The organism is Streptomyces polyasparticus (genome assembly GCF_014493765.1).
GTDB classification, from domain to species: Bacteria; Actinomycetota; Actinomycetes; order Streptomycetales; family Streptomycetaceae; genus Streptomyces; species Streptomyces polyasparticus.
In genome coordinates this window covers 175,978-191,880 of record NZ_JACTVJ010000016.1, presented here as the reverse complement: position 1 = coordinate 191,880, position 15,903 = coordinate 175,978, and the positions used below count along the sequence as shown (strand labels likewise).

General features: G+C 68.3%; 20 protein-coding genes and 1 pseudogene. 15 read left to right on the top strand and 6 right to left on the bottom strand.

What is annotated here, in order from left to right; all coding sequences use genetic code 11:
* Window positions 1-416: 416 nt before the first annotated feature.
* The 3 genes from H9Y04_RS30645 to H9Y04_RS30635 all read right to left on the bottom strand — a co-directional run bounded on the left by H9Y04_RS30645 (window position 417) and on the right by H9Y04_RS30635 (window position 2,862).
* Window positions 417-1,139, bottom strand: coding sequence for a creatininase family protein (locus H9Y04_RS30645; protein ID WP_187817341.1), 723 nt, complete (start codon window positions 1,137-1,139; stop codon window positions 417-419).
* A gap of 14 nt (window positions 1,140-1,153) precedes the next feature.
* Window positions 1,154-2,356: a helix-turn-helix domain-containing protein gene (locus H9Y04_RS30640; RefSeq protein WP_187817340.1), complete on the bottom strand. Its 1,203-nt coding sequence runs from the start codon at window positions 2,354-2,356 to the stop codon at window positions 1,154-1,156.
* Between the two features lie 128 nt (window positions 2,357-2,484).
* Complete coding sequence (locus H9Y04_RS30635) at window positions 2,485-2,862, bottom strand: GntR family transcriptional regulator (RefSeq protein WP_187817339.1); 378 nt, start codon at window positions 2,860-2,862, stop codon at window positions 2,485-2,487.
* Window positions 2,863-3,000: 138 nt separating this feature from the next.
* Between H9Y04_RS30635 and H9Y04_RS30630 the strand changes: the two genes are divergently transcribed.
* The 13 genes from H9Y04_RS30630 (at window position 3,001) to H9Y04_RS30570 (ending at window position 10,428) form a co-directional block, all read left to right on the top strand.
* A complete protein-coding gene (locus H9Y04_RS30630; RefSeq protein WP_187817338.1) occupies window positions 3,001-3,363 on the top strand; it encodes an SCO3933 family regulatory protein in 363 nt (120 codons plus the stop codon).
* A 5-nt stretch (window positions 3,364-3,368) separates the two neighbouring features.
* Window positions 3,369-4,706: an FtsK/SpoIIIE domain-containing protein gene (locus tag H9Y04_RS30625; protein WP_187817337.1), complete on the top strand. Its 1,338-nt coding sequence runs from the start codon at window positions 3,369-3,371 to the stop codon at window positions 4,704-4,706.
* A gap of 87 nt (window positions 4,707-4,793) precedes the next feature.
* Complete coding sequence (locus tag H9Y04_RS30620; RefSeq protein WP_187817336.1) at window positions 4,794-5,018, top strand: hypothetical protein; 225 nt, start codon at window positions 4,794-4,796, stop codon at window positions 5,016-5,018.
* Window positions 5,019-5,020: 2 nt separating this feature from the next.
* Window positions 5,021-5,194: a hypothetical protein gene (locus H9Y04_RS30615; protein ID WP_187817335.1), complete on the top strand. Its 174-nt coding sequence runs from the start codon at window positions 5,021-5,023 to the stop codon at window positions 5,192-5,194.
* Window positions 5,195-5,264: 70 nt separating this feature from the next.
* Window positions 5,265-5,903, top strand: a complete 639-nt coding sequence (locus tag H9Y04_RS30610) for a DUF2637 domain-containing protein (protein ID WP_187817334.1) — start codon at window positions 5,265-5,267, stop codon at window positions 5,901-5,903.
* An 11-nt stretch (window positions 5,904-5,914) separates the two neighbouring features.
* Window positions 5,915-6,103, top strand: coding sequence for a hypothetical protein (locus H9Y04_RS30605; protein WP_187817333.1), 189 nt, complete (start codon window positions 5,915-5,917; stop codon window positions 6,101-6,103).
* A gap of 24 nt (window positions 6,104-6,127) precedes the next feature.
* The gene (locus tag H9Y04_RS30600; protein WP_187817332.1) at window positions 6,128-6,457 is read left to right on the top strand and encodes a hypothetical protein; all 330 of its coding nucleotides are present in this window, start codon (window positions 6,128-6,130) and stop codon (window positions 6,455-6,457) included.
* Between the two features lie 92 nt (window positions 6,458-6,549).
* Window positions 6,550-6,735, top strand: coding sequence for a hypothetical protein (locus H9Y04_RS30595; protein WP_187817331.1), 186 nt, complete (start codon window positions 6,550-6,552; stop codon window positions 6,733-6,735).
* The gene (locus tag H9Y04_RS30590; RefSeq protein WP_187817330.1) at window positions 6,732-6,974 is read left to right on the top strand and encodes a hypothetical protein; all 243 of its coding nucleotides are present in this window, start codon (window positions 6,732-6,734) and stop codon (window positions 6,972-6,974) included. The genes H9Y04_RS30595 and H9Y04_RS30590 overlap by 4 nt, the downstream gene beginning before the upstream one ends.
* On the top strand, window positions 6,971-8,503 hold the full coding sequence (locus H9Y04_RS30585; protein ID WP_236071654.1) for a DNA cytosine methyltransferase: 1,533 nt from the start codon (window positions 6,971-6,973) through the stop codon (window positions 8,501-8,503). The genes H9Y04_RS30590 and H9Y04_RS30585 overlap by 4 nt, the downstream gene beginning before the upstream one ends.
* A complete protein-coding gene (locus H9Y04_RS30580) occupies window positions 8,503-8,919 on the top strand; it encodes an ASCH domain-containing protein (protein ID WP_187817329.1) in 417 nt (138 codons plus the stop codon). Before H9Y04_RS30585 ends, H9Y04_RS30580 begins: the two co-directional genes overlap by 1 nt.
* Complete coding sequence (gene repSA, locus H9Y04_RS30575; protein ID WP_187817328.1) at window positions 8,906-10,279, top strand: replication initiator protein RepSA; 1,374 nt, start codon at window positions 8,906-8,908, stop codon at window positions 10,277-10,279. Before H9Y04_RS30580 ends, repSA begins: the two co-directional genes overlap by 14 nt.
* Entirely contained in the window at window positions 10,276-10,428 is a 153-nt protein-coding gene (locus H9Y04_RS30570; protein WP_187817327.1) for a hypothetical protein, read from the top strand. Before repSA ends, H9Y04_RS30570 begins: the two co-directional genes overlap by 4 nt.
* On the opposite strand, the gene H9Y04_RS30565 is transcribed toward H9Y04_RS30570, so the two are convergent.
* On the bottom strand, window positions 10,422-12,047 hold the full coding sequence (locus H9Y04_RS30565) for a recombinase family protein (RefSeq protein ID WP_187817326.1): 1,626 nt from the start codon (window positions 12,045-12,047) through the stop codon (window positions 10,422-10,424). The genes H9Y04_RS30570 and H9Y04_RS30565 overlap by 7 nt on opposite strands.
* Before the next feature lie 46 nt (window positions 12,048-12,093).
* On the opposite strand from H9Y04_RS30565, the pseudogene H9Y04_RS30560 reads away from it, so the two are divergent.
* Together H9Y04_RS30560 and H9Y04_RS30555 are read left to right on the top strand one after the other, a co-directional pair.
* Window positions 12,094-13,173: pseudogene (locus H9Y04_RS30560) on the top strand (PTS fructose transporter subunit IIC); the annotation flags it as partial.
* A gap of 185 nt (window positions 13,174-13,358) precedes the next feature.
* Entirely contained in the window at window positions 13,359-13,631 is a 273-nt protein-coding gene (locus tag H9Y04_RS30555) for a hypothetical protein (protein WP_187817325.1), read from the top strand.
* Window positions 13,632-13,718: 87 nt separating this feature from the next.
* Here the strand turns inward: H9Y04_RS30555 and H9Y04_RS30550 are convergent, their stop codons facing one another.
* A complete protein-coding gene (locus tag H9Y04_RS30550) occupies window positions 13,719-14,468 on the bottom strand; it encodes a DUF6227 family protein (RefSeq protein ID WP_214661774.1) in 750 nt (249 codons plus the stop codon).
* A gap of 341 nt (window positions 14,469-14,809) precedes the next feature.
* The gene (locus H9Y04_RS30545; protein WP_187817323.1) at window positions 14,810-15,880 is read right to left on the bottom strand and encodes a P1 family peptidase; all 1,071 of its coding nucleotides are present in this window, start codon (window positions 15,878-15,880) and stop codon (window positions 14,810-14,812) included.
* Between the last annotated feature and the right edge of the window lie 23 nt (window positions 15,881-15,903).

Genomic DNA, 15,903 nt, shown 5'->3' with positions numbered 1-15,903 from the left:
GCGCGGGGGGGGGGGGGGGGGGGGGCCCCCGGCGCCCCCCCGGGGGGGTGGGGGGGGGGGGGGGGCGGGGGCCCCCCCCCGACCGGCGCCGGCCGCGCTGTGCGCGGCCCTCAATCCCTGTGATTGATCCTTCTGGACTTGGATCTACTTTGTTGCCCTGGTGGTTCTTGGGTTTCTGGGGTCCTGCCTGCACTTTGCTCGGCGAGATCAACCGGCGCTCTTCTTCTCTCTCCCAGGTCGGATCGCGGCGGCGGTGCGATGTCGACGCGCACGCGTCGCCATGGGCGTGATCCTTCAGGCGGGGGCGATGACGGCATCCGAGGCAAGTCCACGGACCCCCGGTCGGCGAGCGAAGCGAGCTCTTGATGATGTAGGGAAACTCTGTCCGCGCTACCGATCATGGCCCGCGTTGCCGCTCAGCCTGCAGCTTCACCAAGCACGCGAAGATGCTCCGCGAACGAGGCCGTGAGGCTCTCCAAGACGCCCTTGCCCTTCTCTGCCGTGGCGTAGGACGGGTAGCCCAAGACCCCGGACTCGGTGTGTGCTTTCAACCCGAGCGTCAGGAGGAACTCGCGCCAATCCCCGTCGTGATCCGCTTCCTGGTAGCCATCTCGCACCAGCTCGGGTGCCGCGTGCAGGAGGATCGAGGTTTCGACCTCCCCGGCGTGCATGTCGCTTCGGCCGTCCGCTCCGGTCACGAGACCTCCATGCCGACGCGCACGCTCCCAGTCGTGTCCCTGGGGGAACAGCGTCACGCATGGCCCGTCCGCGTTGGCCTCCTGGACGATGTTGGAGAGCACGTAGTTGCCCCCATGGCCGTTGACGATGACCAGCTTCGTGATCCCGGACCGACGGAGCGACGCTCGGATGTCGTCCACGATGGCGATCATCGTTCTCGCGCTGATGCTCACTGTCGCTGGCCACGCTGAATGCTCGTGGCTGCACCCCATAGTGATCGGCGGCAAGAGGTGGACGTTGTAGGCATTGGCGATCTCCTGGGCCATGATGCAGGCGATCGCGGTATCCGTGATTAGGGGGAGGTACGGGCCGTGCTGCTCGAACGCTCCGACTGGTAGCACCGCCACCCGGGGGGCTCGTTCGTCAATCTCCGGGCTGGTTGCAGTCGGTAGCGGATACACGCGGCTCCTCTTGATCAGGTCGGGCGCTTGATGCCCTTCATCTCGTCCAACGTACTGTTCAGATCAGCAATTTCCACCAGTTTCGACCATGGCGCAAGGTGCCCTTGCAACCGGAACAGCTCATCCATGATGCGAGCTGAGCCGGTCCTCTGCGCGATGGACGCTGCCTCGGCGCCGGCCTCGTACGCGCCTTCGACGTCTCCGAGTTGGGCATGGGCTGTCGCCAAGCGCGCAAGGCACAGTCCGCGATCGCGGACCTGAACTGCGGGCCAGTGTTCAAGGCTCACGCGATAAGTCGCCACAGCGGGCTCAGGATCCCCGAGGCGTACAGCGCCCGTGGCACTCTCCATCTCGACGTACGCCACGGAGCAGTATCCGGCGAGCATGTCTGAGTCATCGCCTGCGGCGGCCTCGATCATGGCCTGTTCAACTGCCCGCTTGTAGTCGCTTTCCTCTCCAAGGACTGCCTTCGAGTTGGCGAGCTGCCTGAGGGCCGAAGCGCGGAGACGCGGTGTGATTTCGTCCGAGAAGCGGAGCGCAGCGTTGGCGAGTCCAGCGCCCTGCCCAGCGTGACCGGCTTCGGTTGCGATGTTGCTGCGCCGTTGAAGGATGTGTGCGCTCAGCTGCGGGTCGCCCAGTTCCTGGGCCAATTCCATCGCCAGGCCTGTCCACTTGGCGGCATCCACCGTGTGTCCGGTGTCCTGGTACAGCCACCCGATGAACTCCGAGTAGCGCGCCCCGACGCGAAGCACGTCATCTCTCAGGGCGCCGGCCGCGTTCCTCACCAACATGTCGATGAGCGGCATCTGGCTCTGCACGGCAGGCAACAGAAACTGCGGCCCTACCAGCGGCTCGGCCTGCGCATGCTGATTGAGGATGGAATCGAGATAGCCCAGCGTGTCCGGGTTTGCCGGTGTCGGGAGTTGTCGTTGAGACGGCAGGATCAAGGTGGGCTGAGCTGTCGACAGGTCGACTTCGGTGGAATGGGCAGCGAACCCCAGCTCGGCTGGCTCCGCTTCGTAGACCTCGCAGTACAGCTGTTGGTACTCGCTGGTGACTGCTCTTCGACCGTTCTCGTGCATGGACACGAGGGTCTTCAAGCTCGTCGCGCTTCTGGGTTGCAGCCCAAGACGCTCGACCGCAGCTAACAGGCGGCTGATCAACTCGGCCTGCGTCCAGTCCCTACTTTGCCTTGCCTCGCGCAGTCTGGCGGTCACGGCGCCCCCGCAGGACAGGAGTTAACAGGGTCTACATGGTGCCCCAAATCCCGCATCTACATGCGGAGTTAACGGTTAACGGTCGGTTCCGTTAACCCTGTCCACTGTGGATCCGCGCGATCTGCGGCTTACTGGTTCTCGTCAGCGGAACCTCGGCGCTCGCTCTCCAGGAGCGCCACCCGGTCCTGAAGATCCGAGAGTTGGGAGGTCACATGAGCGAGTCGCTCGGCAAGCTCGTCCACGGTGGCGACCGGCTGCGCGTTATCGCCATCCGGTACCGCGCGGACGAACGTCCCGCGACCTTGCTCCTTCTGCGCCAACCCCGCTGCGGCGAGTTGGCCGTAGCCGCTCTGGACGGTCATGTAACCGACCTCCAGGTACTTGGCTAGCGCACGGGCGGCGGGAAGCTGGTCACCAGGCCTATAGCGGCCATCGGAGATCATCTTTTGGTAGTGCGCGGCGATCTCTTTCGCGGTCGGCCTCTGCCCCGGCTTCCATCCGTCCATTCGGAAAGCGTACCGCCCTCCTAGGTCAATCTGACTTCGTGCGGCACGGCCTATTGACAGTCAGATTGAGCTAGTTCACTCTGTCATTACCTACCCGGGTTGGTCTCGGCCACCCACCACAAGGAAGGACCCAAGCTCATGCGTCAGATCCCCGTAGACACTTCCGGAATGTCCTGGATGCTGCTTCAGGCTCCGGAGCCCAAGCTCAAGGACCGGGAGACCGGTGAAGCGGCCCGCGATCGGGACTCGGGCAAGGTGCTGTTCAACGTGAGCGTGGCGTTGATGATGCAGGACGCCAAGCCGGACGCGCTGGTCGTCGTGGTTGCCGAGGACGGTCTTCAGCAGGACCTGATGCCGGGTATGCCGGTGGAGTTCCCCGGTCTGGTGGCTCGCCCGTGGGAGGCGGTTCTCGGTGGACGGCCGCAGCACGGGATCAGCCTCCGTGCGATCGCGGTCACCGCGAAGACCCCGGCGCCGGCTGCCTCGAATGGCAAGGGCTGATCGTCATGTCGCTGACCGAGTTAGTGATCCTGGTCGTCGCCCTGGTGGTGCTCGCGCAGATCGCTAAGAACAAGGCCCCGGGCCTGTATTGGTCGCTGATCGGCTTTCCGGCGACCCTGTACCGGGTGCTCGCGTCCTACCGGGCCACGATGGAAGCCTGTGAGCTGACGGTGGCCCCGCCGTGGTGGCGGGTGTTCGCCCACAAGGTCACCGGTGCTGAGGTCCGCCGCCCGAGCATCCCCAAGATCCGAGGCATACGCCCGACCACGACCGGTCTGCGCCTCACGCTGCGTTTGGCGGCCGGTCTGGCTCCCGAGCATGTGACCAACGCGGGTGAGCGTCTGCGGCATGCCTGGGGCGTGTATTCGCTGCATGTCGCTGAGCGGAAGCCTGGCATCGTGGAAGTGCGTATGACCGCCTTCGACCTACTCGGCAAGGTCCGCATGCCCCGCCGGCTGGTGCCCGGACCGCTCTCCGCGATCGTCGCCCTGCGCGAGGACGGGCAGCCCTTCGTCCGCAACTACCGCCAGGTTCCGCACGCGTTGACCATGGGCGCGTCCGACTCCGGCAAGTCCATGTACCAGCGCTGTCTTATCAAGGGCTTGGCCCCACTTCAGGTGGCCCTGGTGGGGATCGACTGCAAGCGCGGTGTGGAACAGGGCCCGTTCGCCCCGCGGTTGTCCGCGCTGGCCACGAACCCCGATCAGGCTGAGGGCCTCTTGGACGCTTTGGTGCAGGAGATGGAAGACCGTTTCGACCTGCTGTGCCTGCATCAGGGCATCTCGCCGGACACGCCTCTTGAGGACATCACCTCGGACATCTGGGGCCTGCCCGCCAAGCTCCGCCCGGTGCCGATCGTGGTCCTGGTGGATGAGGTCGCCGAACTGTTCCTGATCGCCTCCAAGGTCGACGCGCCCCGGCGGGACCGGATCGTCACCCAGCTTCTGCGGATCGCTCAGCTCGCCCGCGCGGTCGGAATCTATCTGGAGGTCGCCGGGCAGCGCTTCGGCACCGATCTCGGCAAGGGCGCGACCGCCCTGCGGGCCCAGCTCACGGGGCGTGTGGTGCACCGCTGCAACGACAAGCAGACCGCCGAAATGGGCCTCGGGGACATCAGCGACCTGGCCGTACCCGCCGCCACCGCCATCGCTGCGGAACGTCGGGGAACCGCGATCGCCGGGGACACCTCCGGCGGCTGGACCCGCATCCGCACCCCGATGACCACGCTCGGGGAGGCGGCGGCCGAATGCCGCAAGTACGCCCACCTGACCCCGAACGTGCCGGTCCTGGAGCCGTTCCGCCCGGTCGCCTTCGAGGCAGCCGCGCCGGCCCCGGCCTCGTAACTCCCCGCACCCCAACGGTTCGGCGTGACCACCTTCACGCCGGGTCCCTACCCGCTCCATGCCTGAAACCGGAAAGGACGGCACGTCATGTGCGATCACTGCGAAGACCTCAACCGCACGGTGCTGATGCTCGGCTTCCTCGTGATGTACGCCGAACGGCCCGGCCATGACGAAGAGTTCGCGGACATCACCGGGGGAGCCCTCGCGATGTCGCTGCCGCTGGACGACGCGGCCATCACATACGACACGGGCACGATCGTCGACCTGTTCCCTCCGGGGCTGTTCCCGCCCGAGCCCGGAACGGAGACCTGACCGTGGCCGCTCGAAAGGCCCGCACCCGCAAGCCGCCGGCTGCGCAGTGCAAGCCGTGCAAGGGCACCGGAGAGGTCTCCCGGACCGTCCGCGTCGGCCGCAAACACCGCGAGGTCGGCGAGCAGACCGGCTTGTGCCTGAACTGCTTCGGCACCGGAGAACAGCCCACCGCCTGACCCGTCGTCGCCGGGCGGCAGGACCTCACACCCCGCCCCGCGACGGCCCAACCCCTGGAAGGAGGACCCGATGCGCTCACCAGTCCGCCTCGACTTCGTACTCGTACAGGCCGTGATCGCCGGGGCCCTGTCCTTCGCCCACCTCCACGACATCGCCCATGCCGCCGGTCAGGACGGCTGGAAGGCCTGGGCCTACCCGATCAGCGTTGACCTGCTGCTCGTCGCCGCATGGCGCCGACTCCGCACCGGACACACACCGCGTCTGGCCTGGTCCTGGTTCCTCGTGGCGCTCGTGGCCTCGCTCGGTGCGAACGTCGCCACTGCCGGATTCCTCGACCTCGCGCACCCGCCCGCATGGTTGCGGTTCCTGGTCGCCGGCTGGCCCGCACTCGCCTTCCTCGGCGGCACCCTCCTCGCCCACACCCCCGGCACGGACGAACAGCCCAAGACCGTTCCGGCCGTGGAGATCGAGCGCGACGAACCGGCTCATCCACAGCCTGTGGACACCGCACCCGCACGCGAAGAGCCCACCTCGCTCCCGGAGCTGGCGCCCGCCATCGCGGTCCCGGATGCCCTGATCGCCCAGGCCCGAAAGATCGCCGACAGTCACCGTGCCACGACCGGTGAGCAGATCGACGCCAACACCCTCAGCGCCCGCATGCGCATCCCCGCCCCGATGGCCGCCGCCATCACCACCCAACTCGCCTGAAAGGAAACGCCGTGTCCATCCCGCTGTGGCTCTTCCTCCTGGTCGTCGGCTGGCTCGGCGTCAAGCTCTTCCGCCCGCCGTTCTGGCTCGTCGTCGTCCTGCTGCTTGGCGGCTATCTGCTCGCTGACAGCTTCCTGGCCCCCGCGATCGACTCCGGCACGCAGACCGGCACCACGGTCGTCAACGACCCGCCCAAGTGACCTTGCCCAGAAAGGAGAACCACCGTGATCCGCCCCGATGCACAGCTCCGCGCCGGCCACATCCCGGCCGACCTGCTCCCGCCCGGCACCGACCCCCGCAACGTCGTGATCGTCCACACCGAGCCCCGCTCGTACACCGGTCCGGTGCTGCTGATCCTCGCGGCCACGGTCGGCATCGGCGCCACGGTCTACCTCGTCACAGCGGCGGTCCTGTCGCTGATGCAGGTCGCCGCAACCACGGCCCTTGCGCTCAAGGCCGCGATCCCCGCCCTGATCGGCGGCGGCGGACTCGTCTCCTTCGCGGTCAAGGCCCCGAAATCGGGCGGCAGTCGACCGCCACTCAAGAAACGCTGACCGGCCCCCGGGACGGCCTCGGTCGCCAAACTTCCGCCGCCCCGGACGGCCAAGCCCCCACCCGATCACTCCAACCGGAAGGAAGTCCCATCATGCCCGAGACCCAGACCACCGCTGCCCGGATCTGCCCGGACTGCGACGGCTTCGCCTCCGTCGCGATCACTCTCGGCGGACGCGACCAACACGGCCACCTGCGCACCATCACCGCTCACTGCAAGGCCTGTGATGGCACCGGTCTCAAGCGTCGCTCCTCGGCACGTGTGGAGGTGTCGGCATGAGGTACCTCACTGTCTCCACCCACCTGGACGCCGATTCTGTGGTCAGTGTGGACGCCTACCCCGCCTCTTCCTCGGGGCGTCCCTTCGTCTCTCTGGAGATCGAGGGTAACCACGGCCGCATCGTGCTCATGGTCTCCGCCGGGGACGGTGACGCGCTGCGCACCCTCGCTCGGGTTGCCATCGACGCGGCACAGGCCCTGGACGCCATCGCCAACGACGTGGTGGGGGTGGCCCGATGATGCGCCGCCCCGCGACCTCACGGCCCACTTCCATTCACCTGTTCTGCGGTGCGGGCGGTGACTCCGACGGTTTCCGCCGCGCCGGCTTCGATGTCGTCCTCGGCGCCAACCACTGGAACCGCGCGGTCGAGACCCATGCGGCGAACTTCCCCGAGGCAGAGCACCTGTGCGTGGACCTCGATCACTACGACATGCGGCGCCTGCCCAAGGCCCGGGTCCTGGTCGGCTCCCCGATCTGCACCGAAGGCAGCCCCGCCGACGGAGTAGCCCGCCCCAAACCCGCCCCGACCGCAGGTCAGTTGGACCTCTTCGAGGAAGGCCCGATCGCCGATGCGGCCTGGGAGCGCACCCGGGCGACGGCGTACGACATCCTGCGGGCGGCTGAGGTGCACAACTTCGACGCGGTGGTGTGTGAGAACGTGCCTCGCTTCGCGACCGCTTGGCCGTTGTTCTCCTGGTGGCTGCACGGCATGGAGATCCTCGGCTTCCGCCATCAGATCGTCTCCGTCACCGCCGCCCACATCGGCGACGACGACGGCAACGAGCACGCCCCGCAGTGGCGCGACCGGATCTTCGTCGTCTTCACCCGCCGCGAGATGCGCGCGCCGGACCTCGATGTGCGCCCGCCGGCCTGGTGCCCGTCGTGCGAGTCGGATGTCTTGGCGGTGCAGTCCTGGCGGATCAACCGCAAGACGAAGCGGGCGCACACGATCGGCAAGTACCGCCAGCAGTACGACTTCCGCTGCCCCAACGCGCAGTGTCGTCACCAGGTGATCGAGCCGTACGTGCGCCCCGCCGCGACCGCGATCAACTGGACCGACCCCGGTATCCGGATCGGTGATCGCGACACCCTGGGTATGCGCCCGCTCGCTGCTGCCACGCTGCGCAAGATCCGGCTCGGGCTGGCCAAGCACCGTGTGCCGACCATGGTCACGGTCAACCACTCCGACACCGGGGACGGTCGCGCCTACCCCGCGAACGCCTCGCCGCTGCCCACCCGCACGGTCCGGATCGGCGACGGCATCGCCGTACCCCCGCTCCTGGTCCCGGTCGGCGGAAGTTGGAACACCGACGCGGCCACGGTCACCGTGCCGATGCGCACCCGCACGACTCGTGAATCCGAAGCGCTCCTGGTCCCGGGCGCGTTCATCACCGAGCACCGCGGCGGCGGCTCCACCACCCGCGCCATTGCCGATCCGCTCGCCTCGATCACCGCCGGGGGCAACCATCACGGGCTCGTGATCCCGTACCGCAAGGGCGGACCCACCACGACCGATGGCCCGCTGCACACGATCGCTACCCGCACCTCCGCCGGCGTGGTCCTCGGCGCCGACGCGACACCGGAAGAGATCGCGTTGGAGGACTGCTACTTCCGGATGCTGTCCCCGCGTGAGCACCTGCGTGCCCAGCGCTTCACCGACGACTACACGGTGTTGGGACACGGTGGCGAGCAGACCAAACAGGCAGGCAACGCCGTGCCCGCCAACGTCGCCCAGTGGATCGCCTCCCGCCTGCTGGAGGTGCTCTGATGGCCGCGCACTCGGAGGTTCGCGCACTCACCCTGTGGCAGCCCTGGGCGTCTGCCATGGCCTACGGCACGAAGCGGATCGAGAACCGCCGTTGGGCCACCGACTACCGGGGCTGGGTCCTGATCCATGCCGGGCTGACCACCGACCGTGAGGCGTGGGATCTGCCGCTCGCCCGGCCGTTCCTGAAGCGTCCCCAGCCCCGAGGCGCGATCCTCGCCGTGGGCCGGCTCGTCGACTGCCACGAGAACGACGGGTACTGCACGCTGTGGTCCGCCCCCGGCCAGTGGCACTGGAAGTTCACCGATCTCCGAACCCTCGTCAAGCCGCTGCCCTGGTCCGGTGCGCGCGGACTGTGGACCCCCACGCCCCAACTCGTCGCCTCAGTCCGGGAGGTGATCGCACATGCCGGACGCTGACACCCTCGATCCGATCGTCCTCGCGGACGTGCTGCGGGTCGCCTCCGCCCCGGACTTCGACGCCTGGCGCGAACAGATCCGGCGTACCGGCGGCTGCTCCAACCCGATCCACCTGACGGGCTGGTCAGTGGTCAAGGACAAGAGCACAGGGGAGGTGCTGCACCACACGGACACGGGCGCTCTGCCCGGCGGCCGGCTCCGCATCGCCTGCGGCAACCGCCGCGCCTCACGCTGCGAGCCCTGCGCCTACCTGTACGCCGGGGACGCCTACCACCTCGTACGAGCGGGCCTGACCGGTGACGACCGGATGGGCATCCCCGCCACGGTCCGCGACCGTCCCCGCGTCTTCGCGACCCTGACCGCCCCGAGCTTCGGCCCGGTGCACAACCGCCCTGACACCGGCCGCTGCCGCTGCGGCACCCGCCACGGTGAGGATGATCCGGACCTAGGCACCCCGCTGGACCCTGAGTCGTACGACTACGCGGGCGCCGTGCTCTTCAACAACCACGCAGGCGAGCTGTGGCACCGCTTCACCAACCGCCTACGCCGCGAACTGGCCCTCCGTGCCGGGCTCACTCAGGTCGAATTCAAGGAGTCGGCGCGCCTGTCGTTCAACAAGGTCGCAGAGTTTCAGAAGCGCGGTGCCATCCACTTCCACGCTGTGATCCGCATCGACGGACCCGACGGGCCCGACTCGGTTCCGCCCCCCTGGGCCAGCCTCGACCTGCTCACCGATGCCATCGACGCAGCCCACGCTCACCCGTACGTCACCGTGCCCGTGCGGGCGGTCGGCGACCAACCGGCCCGCGTACTGCGCTGGGGACGGCAGCTCGACATCCGGCCTATCGGGGCCTTTGGCGACGGCAGTGACCTCACTGAAGGGGCCGTTGCCTCCTACGTGGCCAAGTACGCCACCAAAGCCGCCGAAACAACCGGCGCCCTCGACCGCCGCATCGGGGAACTGGCCGAACTCGACCGCGCCCGCGTGCCCGAGCACGCCCGCCGGCTGATCCGCGCCTGCCACGACCTCAACCCGCTCTACCCCGAACGCAAGCTGTGGCAGTGGGCCCACATGCTCGGCTTCCGGGGGCACTTCCTCACCAAGTCCCGCGCCTACTCACGCACCTTCGGTGAACGCCGCGCCGTACGCGCCAACTACCGCGCCGAAGAGCAACGCCAAGCCCTTGGCCTCCCCGAGCCAGACACGACGCTCGTCCTGGCGCACTGGGCCTACGCCGGCCACGGCCACACCCCCGGCGAATCCGCCCTGGCCGCATCCATCGCCGAAGACATCCGCACCAATCGCGACACCGCACGCGAAGCGCTCAGCGACGGATTGGGAGGAGGGCAACTCGAATGACCATTACGACAGTTGAGGTTGAGCTGCTCGAAGACTCCCGGGAAGACCCGGTAGAGGAGCAGATCGAGCGCTGGGCGACAGCGCACGCACAAGCCGCTCCAGGGCTCGGCGAAGAGCAGATAGAGATCCTTCGGGAACTCTTTCAGTGAACCGCCCGGAACACAGGCTCCAACAGGTCCGCGTCGAAGGCGCTGCTGCGTGCACGCCCCTGAGGTAGCGGGTGGATGATGACAGCCTGCAGAACGGTCGCGATGGCCTTGCGCTTCTGCCGTATGTCGAAGTCTTCCCACTTCTCGCGCGTGAAGCCCGCCAGGAAGTTCTTTGCTGCCTGCTCCGCGTAGTAGTCGTCCCGGTCCTTCTGCGACGCGGTGATCTGAGCGTCGTTGCTGTCCTTGAAGTCGAGGTACTCGGCCATACTGATGGCGTTCGCCTTGTAGGCGGCCTTGATCTCAGTCCGCTTGGCAACCAGGGCACTAAGCGTTCCCTCGCCGTACCAAGGTTTCTCGGCCGGTTTGAGCGCCGCGAACTGCTTCTCCAGGAACTTGACCACCAGTCTTTCGATGGCCTTGTCCACGTAGTCAGCTCGCCGGCTTACCTTGTTGCACCTGGGGTCGCCACACCGATACCGGTCTTGCTTGTTGGTGCCTGCGGGACCCATCCCCTTCATCTTCGCGCCGCAGATCGTCCCGTCCTCCTTGGCGTAGCCGCATCGGGCAATGTTCGTCAGGAGGAATCGGCGGGTCGCCTCGGCCATGCCTCGGAAGTCCTTCTTGCCCTCGCGCTGCACCTTCTCGCGATAGCGCGTTGAGGCGGTGTCTCCGTCCAGGTTGAACCAGACGGGGCACCGGTCAATGAGCTTGTACCACTCCTCAGGGGTGCAGATCGCTTCCCACTTGCCAACCACGGGCTCGCCTGTTTTCGGGTCCCGGATCAACTCGCCCTTGATCATGCGGTATCCGCAGAGGGCCGGATTGGTGAGCATGTACTGAACCGGAGTGGTGGACCATTTGTTGCCACGGTTGGTCAGGTATCCGCTGTCGTCCAGGTGCTTCACGATGCTGGACCAGTGCTTGCCCGACAGGGCCATGTCGATGGCTACGCGCAGTACCTTCGACTCTTTGGGGTCCAGCTCCTCATTGACCTTGCGGCCGGCCCGTGGGTCCGCTCCCTTCCAGCCGAACCGTCGTGGTCCACTCGGGGCGCCTTCAAGGGCCTGATCGCGCACGTTCCGGCTTACGCGGCGCTTGACCCTGACCACCTCGCGCTCACCCATGGCTGAGGTGAGCAGACCGCGCAGCATCTCGGCGTCGCTGTGCACGTCCAGGACGGTTCTGGTGTCAGTGACGCCGTACAACCCGTTCTTGTCCACGGTGAGTGCGCGGTGCAGTTTCAGGTAGTCCTCGGGTAGCCGCACCACCCTCTCTTCCTCGACGACGAACACGCCGTGGATGGGGTGCCCTTCCTCAACTCGGCGGGCACGAAGGTCGCGTACCAGTCGGAGGAACGCCGGCCGCTCGATGTCCGGGTCCGCCGCGGTGATGTGGTTGTCCGTGTACCGGTAGACGATGGCGCAACCGTGCTGCGCGGCGAACTCGTCGCAGTTGCGGTGCTGCCGGGCCACGCCCTTCTCTTCGCGCCGATCGAGTGTGATGCGAGCGTATGAGCAGCACGGTTTCCTGTCGCCAAGCCAGTCTTCGAAGGTCTGACCATCGGCAAGTGCCCGTTGAAGGTCCGGGTGCATCTGCCACTTGGAAGACGGTTTGGCCACGAGTAGTCTCCAATCCAAGAGGTAAGTACCTTAGCAAAAGTAGACCGTCAGCTACATGGTCCCGTTCGTCGCGGCCGGCGGTCTGCTGATCGCCCTCGGTTTCGCGATCGGCGGCTACGAGATCAACACCGCCAAGTCGGTCGTCGACCACTTCGTCTGGGCCGAGGCCGCCAGCTGGGCCGCGCTGTTCTTCCAGGTGGGCGGGCTCGCCTTCGGCTTCCTCGTGCCGGTGCTCGCCGGATACATCGCGTACGGCATGGCGGACCGGCCCGGTCTCGTGCCCGGTTTCGTCGGCGGCGCGGTCGCCGTCACCATCAACGCCGGCTTCCTCGGCGGTCTCGCGGCCGGTCTGATCGCGGGCGCCACGGTCATGGCGATCCAGAAGGTCCGTATCCCGCCCGTGCTGCGCGGCATCATGCCGGTGGTCGTGATCCCGCTGATCTCCTCGGCGGTGGTCGGCTTCCTGATGTTCCTCGTGGTCGGTGAGCCGATCGCCTCGCTGCAGAGCGGTCTGACCGACTGGCTGGAATCCCTGGACGGCTCCAACGCGATCATCCTGGGCGTCATCCTCGGCCTGATGATGTGCTTCGACCTGGGCGGTCCGCTCAACAAGGTCGCGTACGCCTTCGCGGTCGGCGGCCTCGGCGCCAACGCCACCGACGGCAACCTCAAGGTGATGGCCGCGGTCATGGGCGCCGGCATGGTCCCGCCGCTCGCGATGGCCCTGGCCACGACGGTGCGCGGCAAGCTCTTCACCAAGGCCGAGCGCGAGAACGGCAAGGCCGCCTGGGTGCTCGGCGCCTCCTTCATCACCGAGGGCGCGATCCCGTTCGCGGCGGCCGACCCGCTGCGCGTCATCCCGGCCTCGATGGCGGGCGGCGCGGTGACCGGCGCCCTGTCGATGGCGTTCGGCGCCACGCTGCAGGCCCCGCACGGCGGCATCTTCGTGGTCCCGCTGATCGGGCAGCCGCTGCTCTACCTGGTGGCGGTCGTGGCCGGTACGTGTGTGTCGGCCGGCCTGGTGATCCTGCTCAAGGGCATGCGCAAGCCGGCGGCCGCGGAGGCCACCGTGCCCGCGCAGGCCCAGGCCGCGCCGGTGACCGCCAAGGAGACGGTCTCGGTCTGACGCCTGCGGGCAGGCCGACCGAGACCCGGTCCCAACTGCCGCACAAGGCCCCGGATTTCCGTACGAGGGAATCCGGGGCCTTGTTGTATGTCCGGACGTATCCGATGTGCGAGATACGTCACTTCAGGACCAAAGTCCCATTCCGGCCCTGTCGTAAGGCCCGTGCGTGAGGTTCACTGGCCCGCATGTTCGATCAGATCTCGGTAGTCCAGCAGATCGGCCTGACGGTCCTCCTCGTCGCGACCGTGGCCTGGGTCGTCGGCCTCGCCCGCCTCCTGCGCCGCGATCGCTTCGAGATCGCCGTCTGGCGCGAGAGCCGGCGCGCGGGTGCGGTGCCCGCCCATCTGGACGGCATTCCGCGGCAGTCGGTTCCGCATCCGATCGAGCGCGTGGACCTCACGGAAGAGGAGCACGCGGCCTTCGCGGGGCTGGTGCGCAGGCTGAGCGAGACGCGCTAGAGCGGTCCCGTACGCGGGGAATTCCGGAGTGATGCGCCGGGGCCTCAGAGTGATGCTTCGGGGACCTCGGAGTGATGCGCCGGGGCCTCAGAGCGATGCGCCGCGTCCCTCCATGACGCCGCGGGCCTGACCCTCCTCGCCGTACACCTCGCAGACATGCCGCCCGTCCGGCGAGTCGGTGTGCTCGATCTCCCACAGGCTCAGCTCACGCCCGTCCGCGAGCAGGAACGCGTGCTCGTACAGCGTGAACCCCGAGTCCGTACGACCCGGCCGCCCGAAGGCCTGGGTGATCTGGTGGGCCACCGCCGTACGCAGCAGCCTCGCCGTCTCCTCGCCGGGCCGGTCCGCGTTCTCCGCGCGGCGCAGGAGCCTGCGGCCGTGGTCGGCCGAGTCCTCGTGGGCGAAGTGCGCATATGCCCGGCGCGGTGCCGGGGCCACGAGCAGCACCGTCTCCAGAAGCAGCGGCTCGGCGCCCGCACCACCCTCCGTGGCGAGCGCTTCGTGGCGCGGTGCGTGGTCGGCCGGGAACGGCAGCCGGGCCGCCGCCGTCTGCGCCTCCTCCGCCTCCGTGTACAGCTCGTGCTGCGTCTCGCGGCGCGCCGTCGCGTTGTGCACCAGCTCCCACAGGACCAGTGCGCTGCCGTCGGTGAGCAGCCAGGTGTGGCGGTACGTCTCGCGGTAGAGGCCCGCGCTGTGCTGCGCCGAGTGCAGCACGGAGTCATGGGCGAGCGCCGTCTCGAGGCGGGCCATCGTCTCGTCGGGCAGCTCGAAGGAGTTGAGGGCGTGTCCGAGGAGCCGGCCGATCTGCTCCTGGGGGGTCTCGTACGGAACGCTCAAGGTTTCTCCCGGCGTTGCCACAGCTTCCTTGCCGCGGCACTGGCTTGGGGCGCTGACACATGTCACTCGGCCGTCGGTCGCCGGCTGCCGGTCCATGGGGGCCGTGGGGCCATGGGGGTCCATGGTTGTCCATGGGTCCGCCACCGACCGGCAGTCGCTGCTTGTGACCTCGTGGCCGCTCACCGTAGTGCCTCGGTCGGACATCATGTCCGTCGTTCGGGAAAACGTACGAGACTTCTCGCGGGTTCCCAGGTCGCGGGCGCCGTAGGGAAGTTGGGGCGCCTGTTGCGCGAGGGGGCTGTGCGCCGCGTCGGGACATCCCGCGTGTCGGCTTGGTCCGGCTAGCCGTCCGTACGGCGGTAGAGCTCTGCGTACGACGGGAACTCCCCGCCCGGTCCTCGTACGCTCTCCGCCGCCTCGACGGCCTTCACGATCGCGCGGGTCACGGTGTCCGCGGCGGCGGCGAGCAGCTCGTTGACCGTGAGCAGGGCCTCCAACTCCCCGTCAGGGAGCGGCTTGCGGCCGGTCGCGAGGGCGAAGACCGTATCGCCGTCGTGCAGCAGATGTACGGGGCGTACGGCGCGTGCGATGCCGTCGTGCGCCGTGCCCGCGAGCTTCTGCGCCTGGGCCTTGGTGAGCGCGGCGTCGGTGGCGACGACGGCGAGGGTGGTGTTCAGCGGGGCGCCGGGGCCGGTGGCGGCCTGCAGTTCGGCGGTACGGGATCTGGCTTCGGCCAGGCGCAGGCGGGCGCGGTGGTGGGTTTCAGGGGAGGGGCGGTCGGCGGGGTGGCCCTCCGGGGCGGTGAAGTACCGGCCGTAGAGGGTCCCGGTACGGGGATCCGTCACCTCGCCCACGGCGTTGACCACGACCAGCGCGCCGAGCGTGTGGCCCGACGCGAGCCGGGTGCTCGCGGTGCCGATCCCGCCCTTGAGCCCGCCGGCCACCGCGCCCGTGCCCGCGCCGACGCAGCCCTGGCGTACGTCCTCGGATGCGGCCTCGGCCGCCTCGCGCCCGAAGGACGCGTCGGGCCGCGCCCGCCAACTGCCGCCCCGGCCGAGGTCGTAGACGCAGGCGGCGGGTACGACGGGGACGACCTTGCCCGGGCCGCCGACGGGGAAGCCGCGTCCCTGCTCCTCCAGCCAGGCCATCACGCCCGACGCCGAGTCCAGCCCGTACGCGCTGCCGCCGGTCAGCACGATCGCGTCCACCCGTTGTACGAGGTTCCGTGGATCGAGCGCGTCCGTCTCGCGCGTGCCGGGCCCGCCGCCGCGCACGTCCACCGCGGCCACCGCGCCGCCTTCGGGGGCGAGCACGACGGTCGTACCGGTCAGCCAGCCGTCCCCGTCGCGTGTGGCGTGCCCTACGCGCACACCCTGGACGTCGGTGATCGCGTCCCTGTTCGTCTGGGTCATGTGCCTTGCGTATCACGCATGTT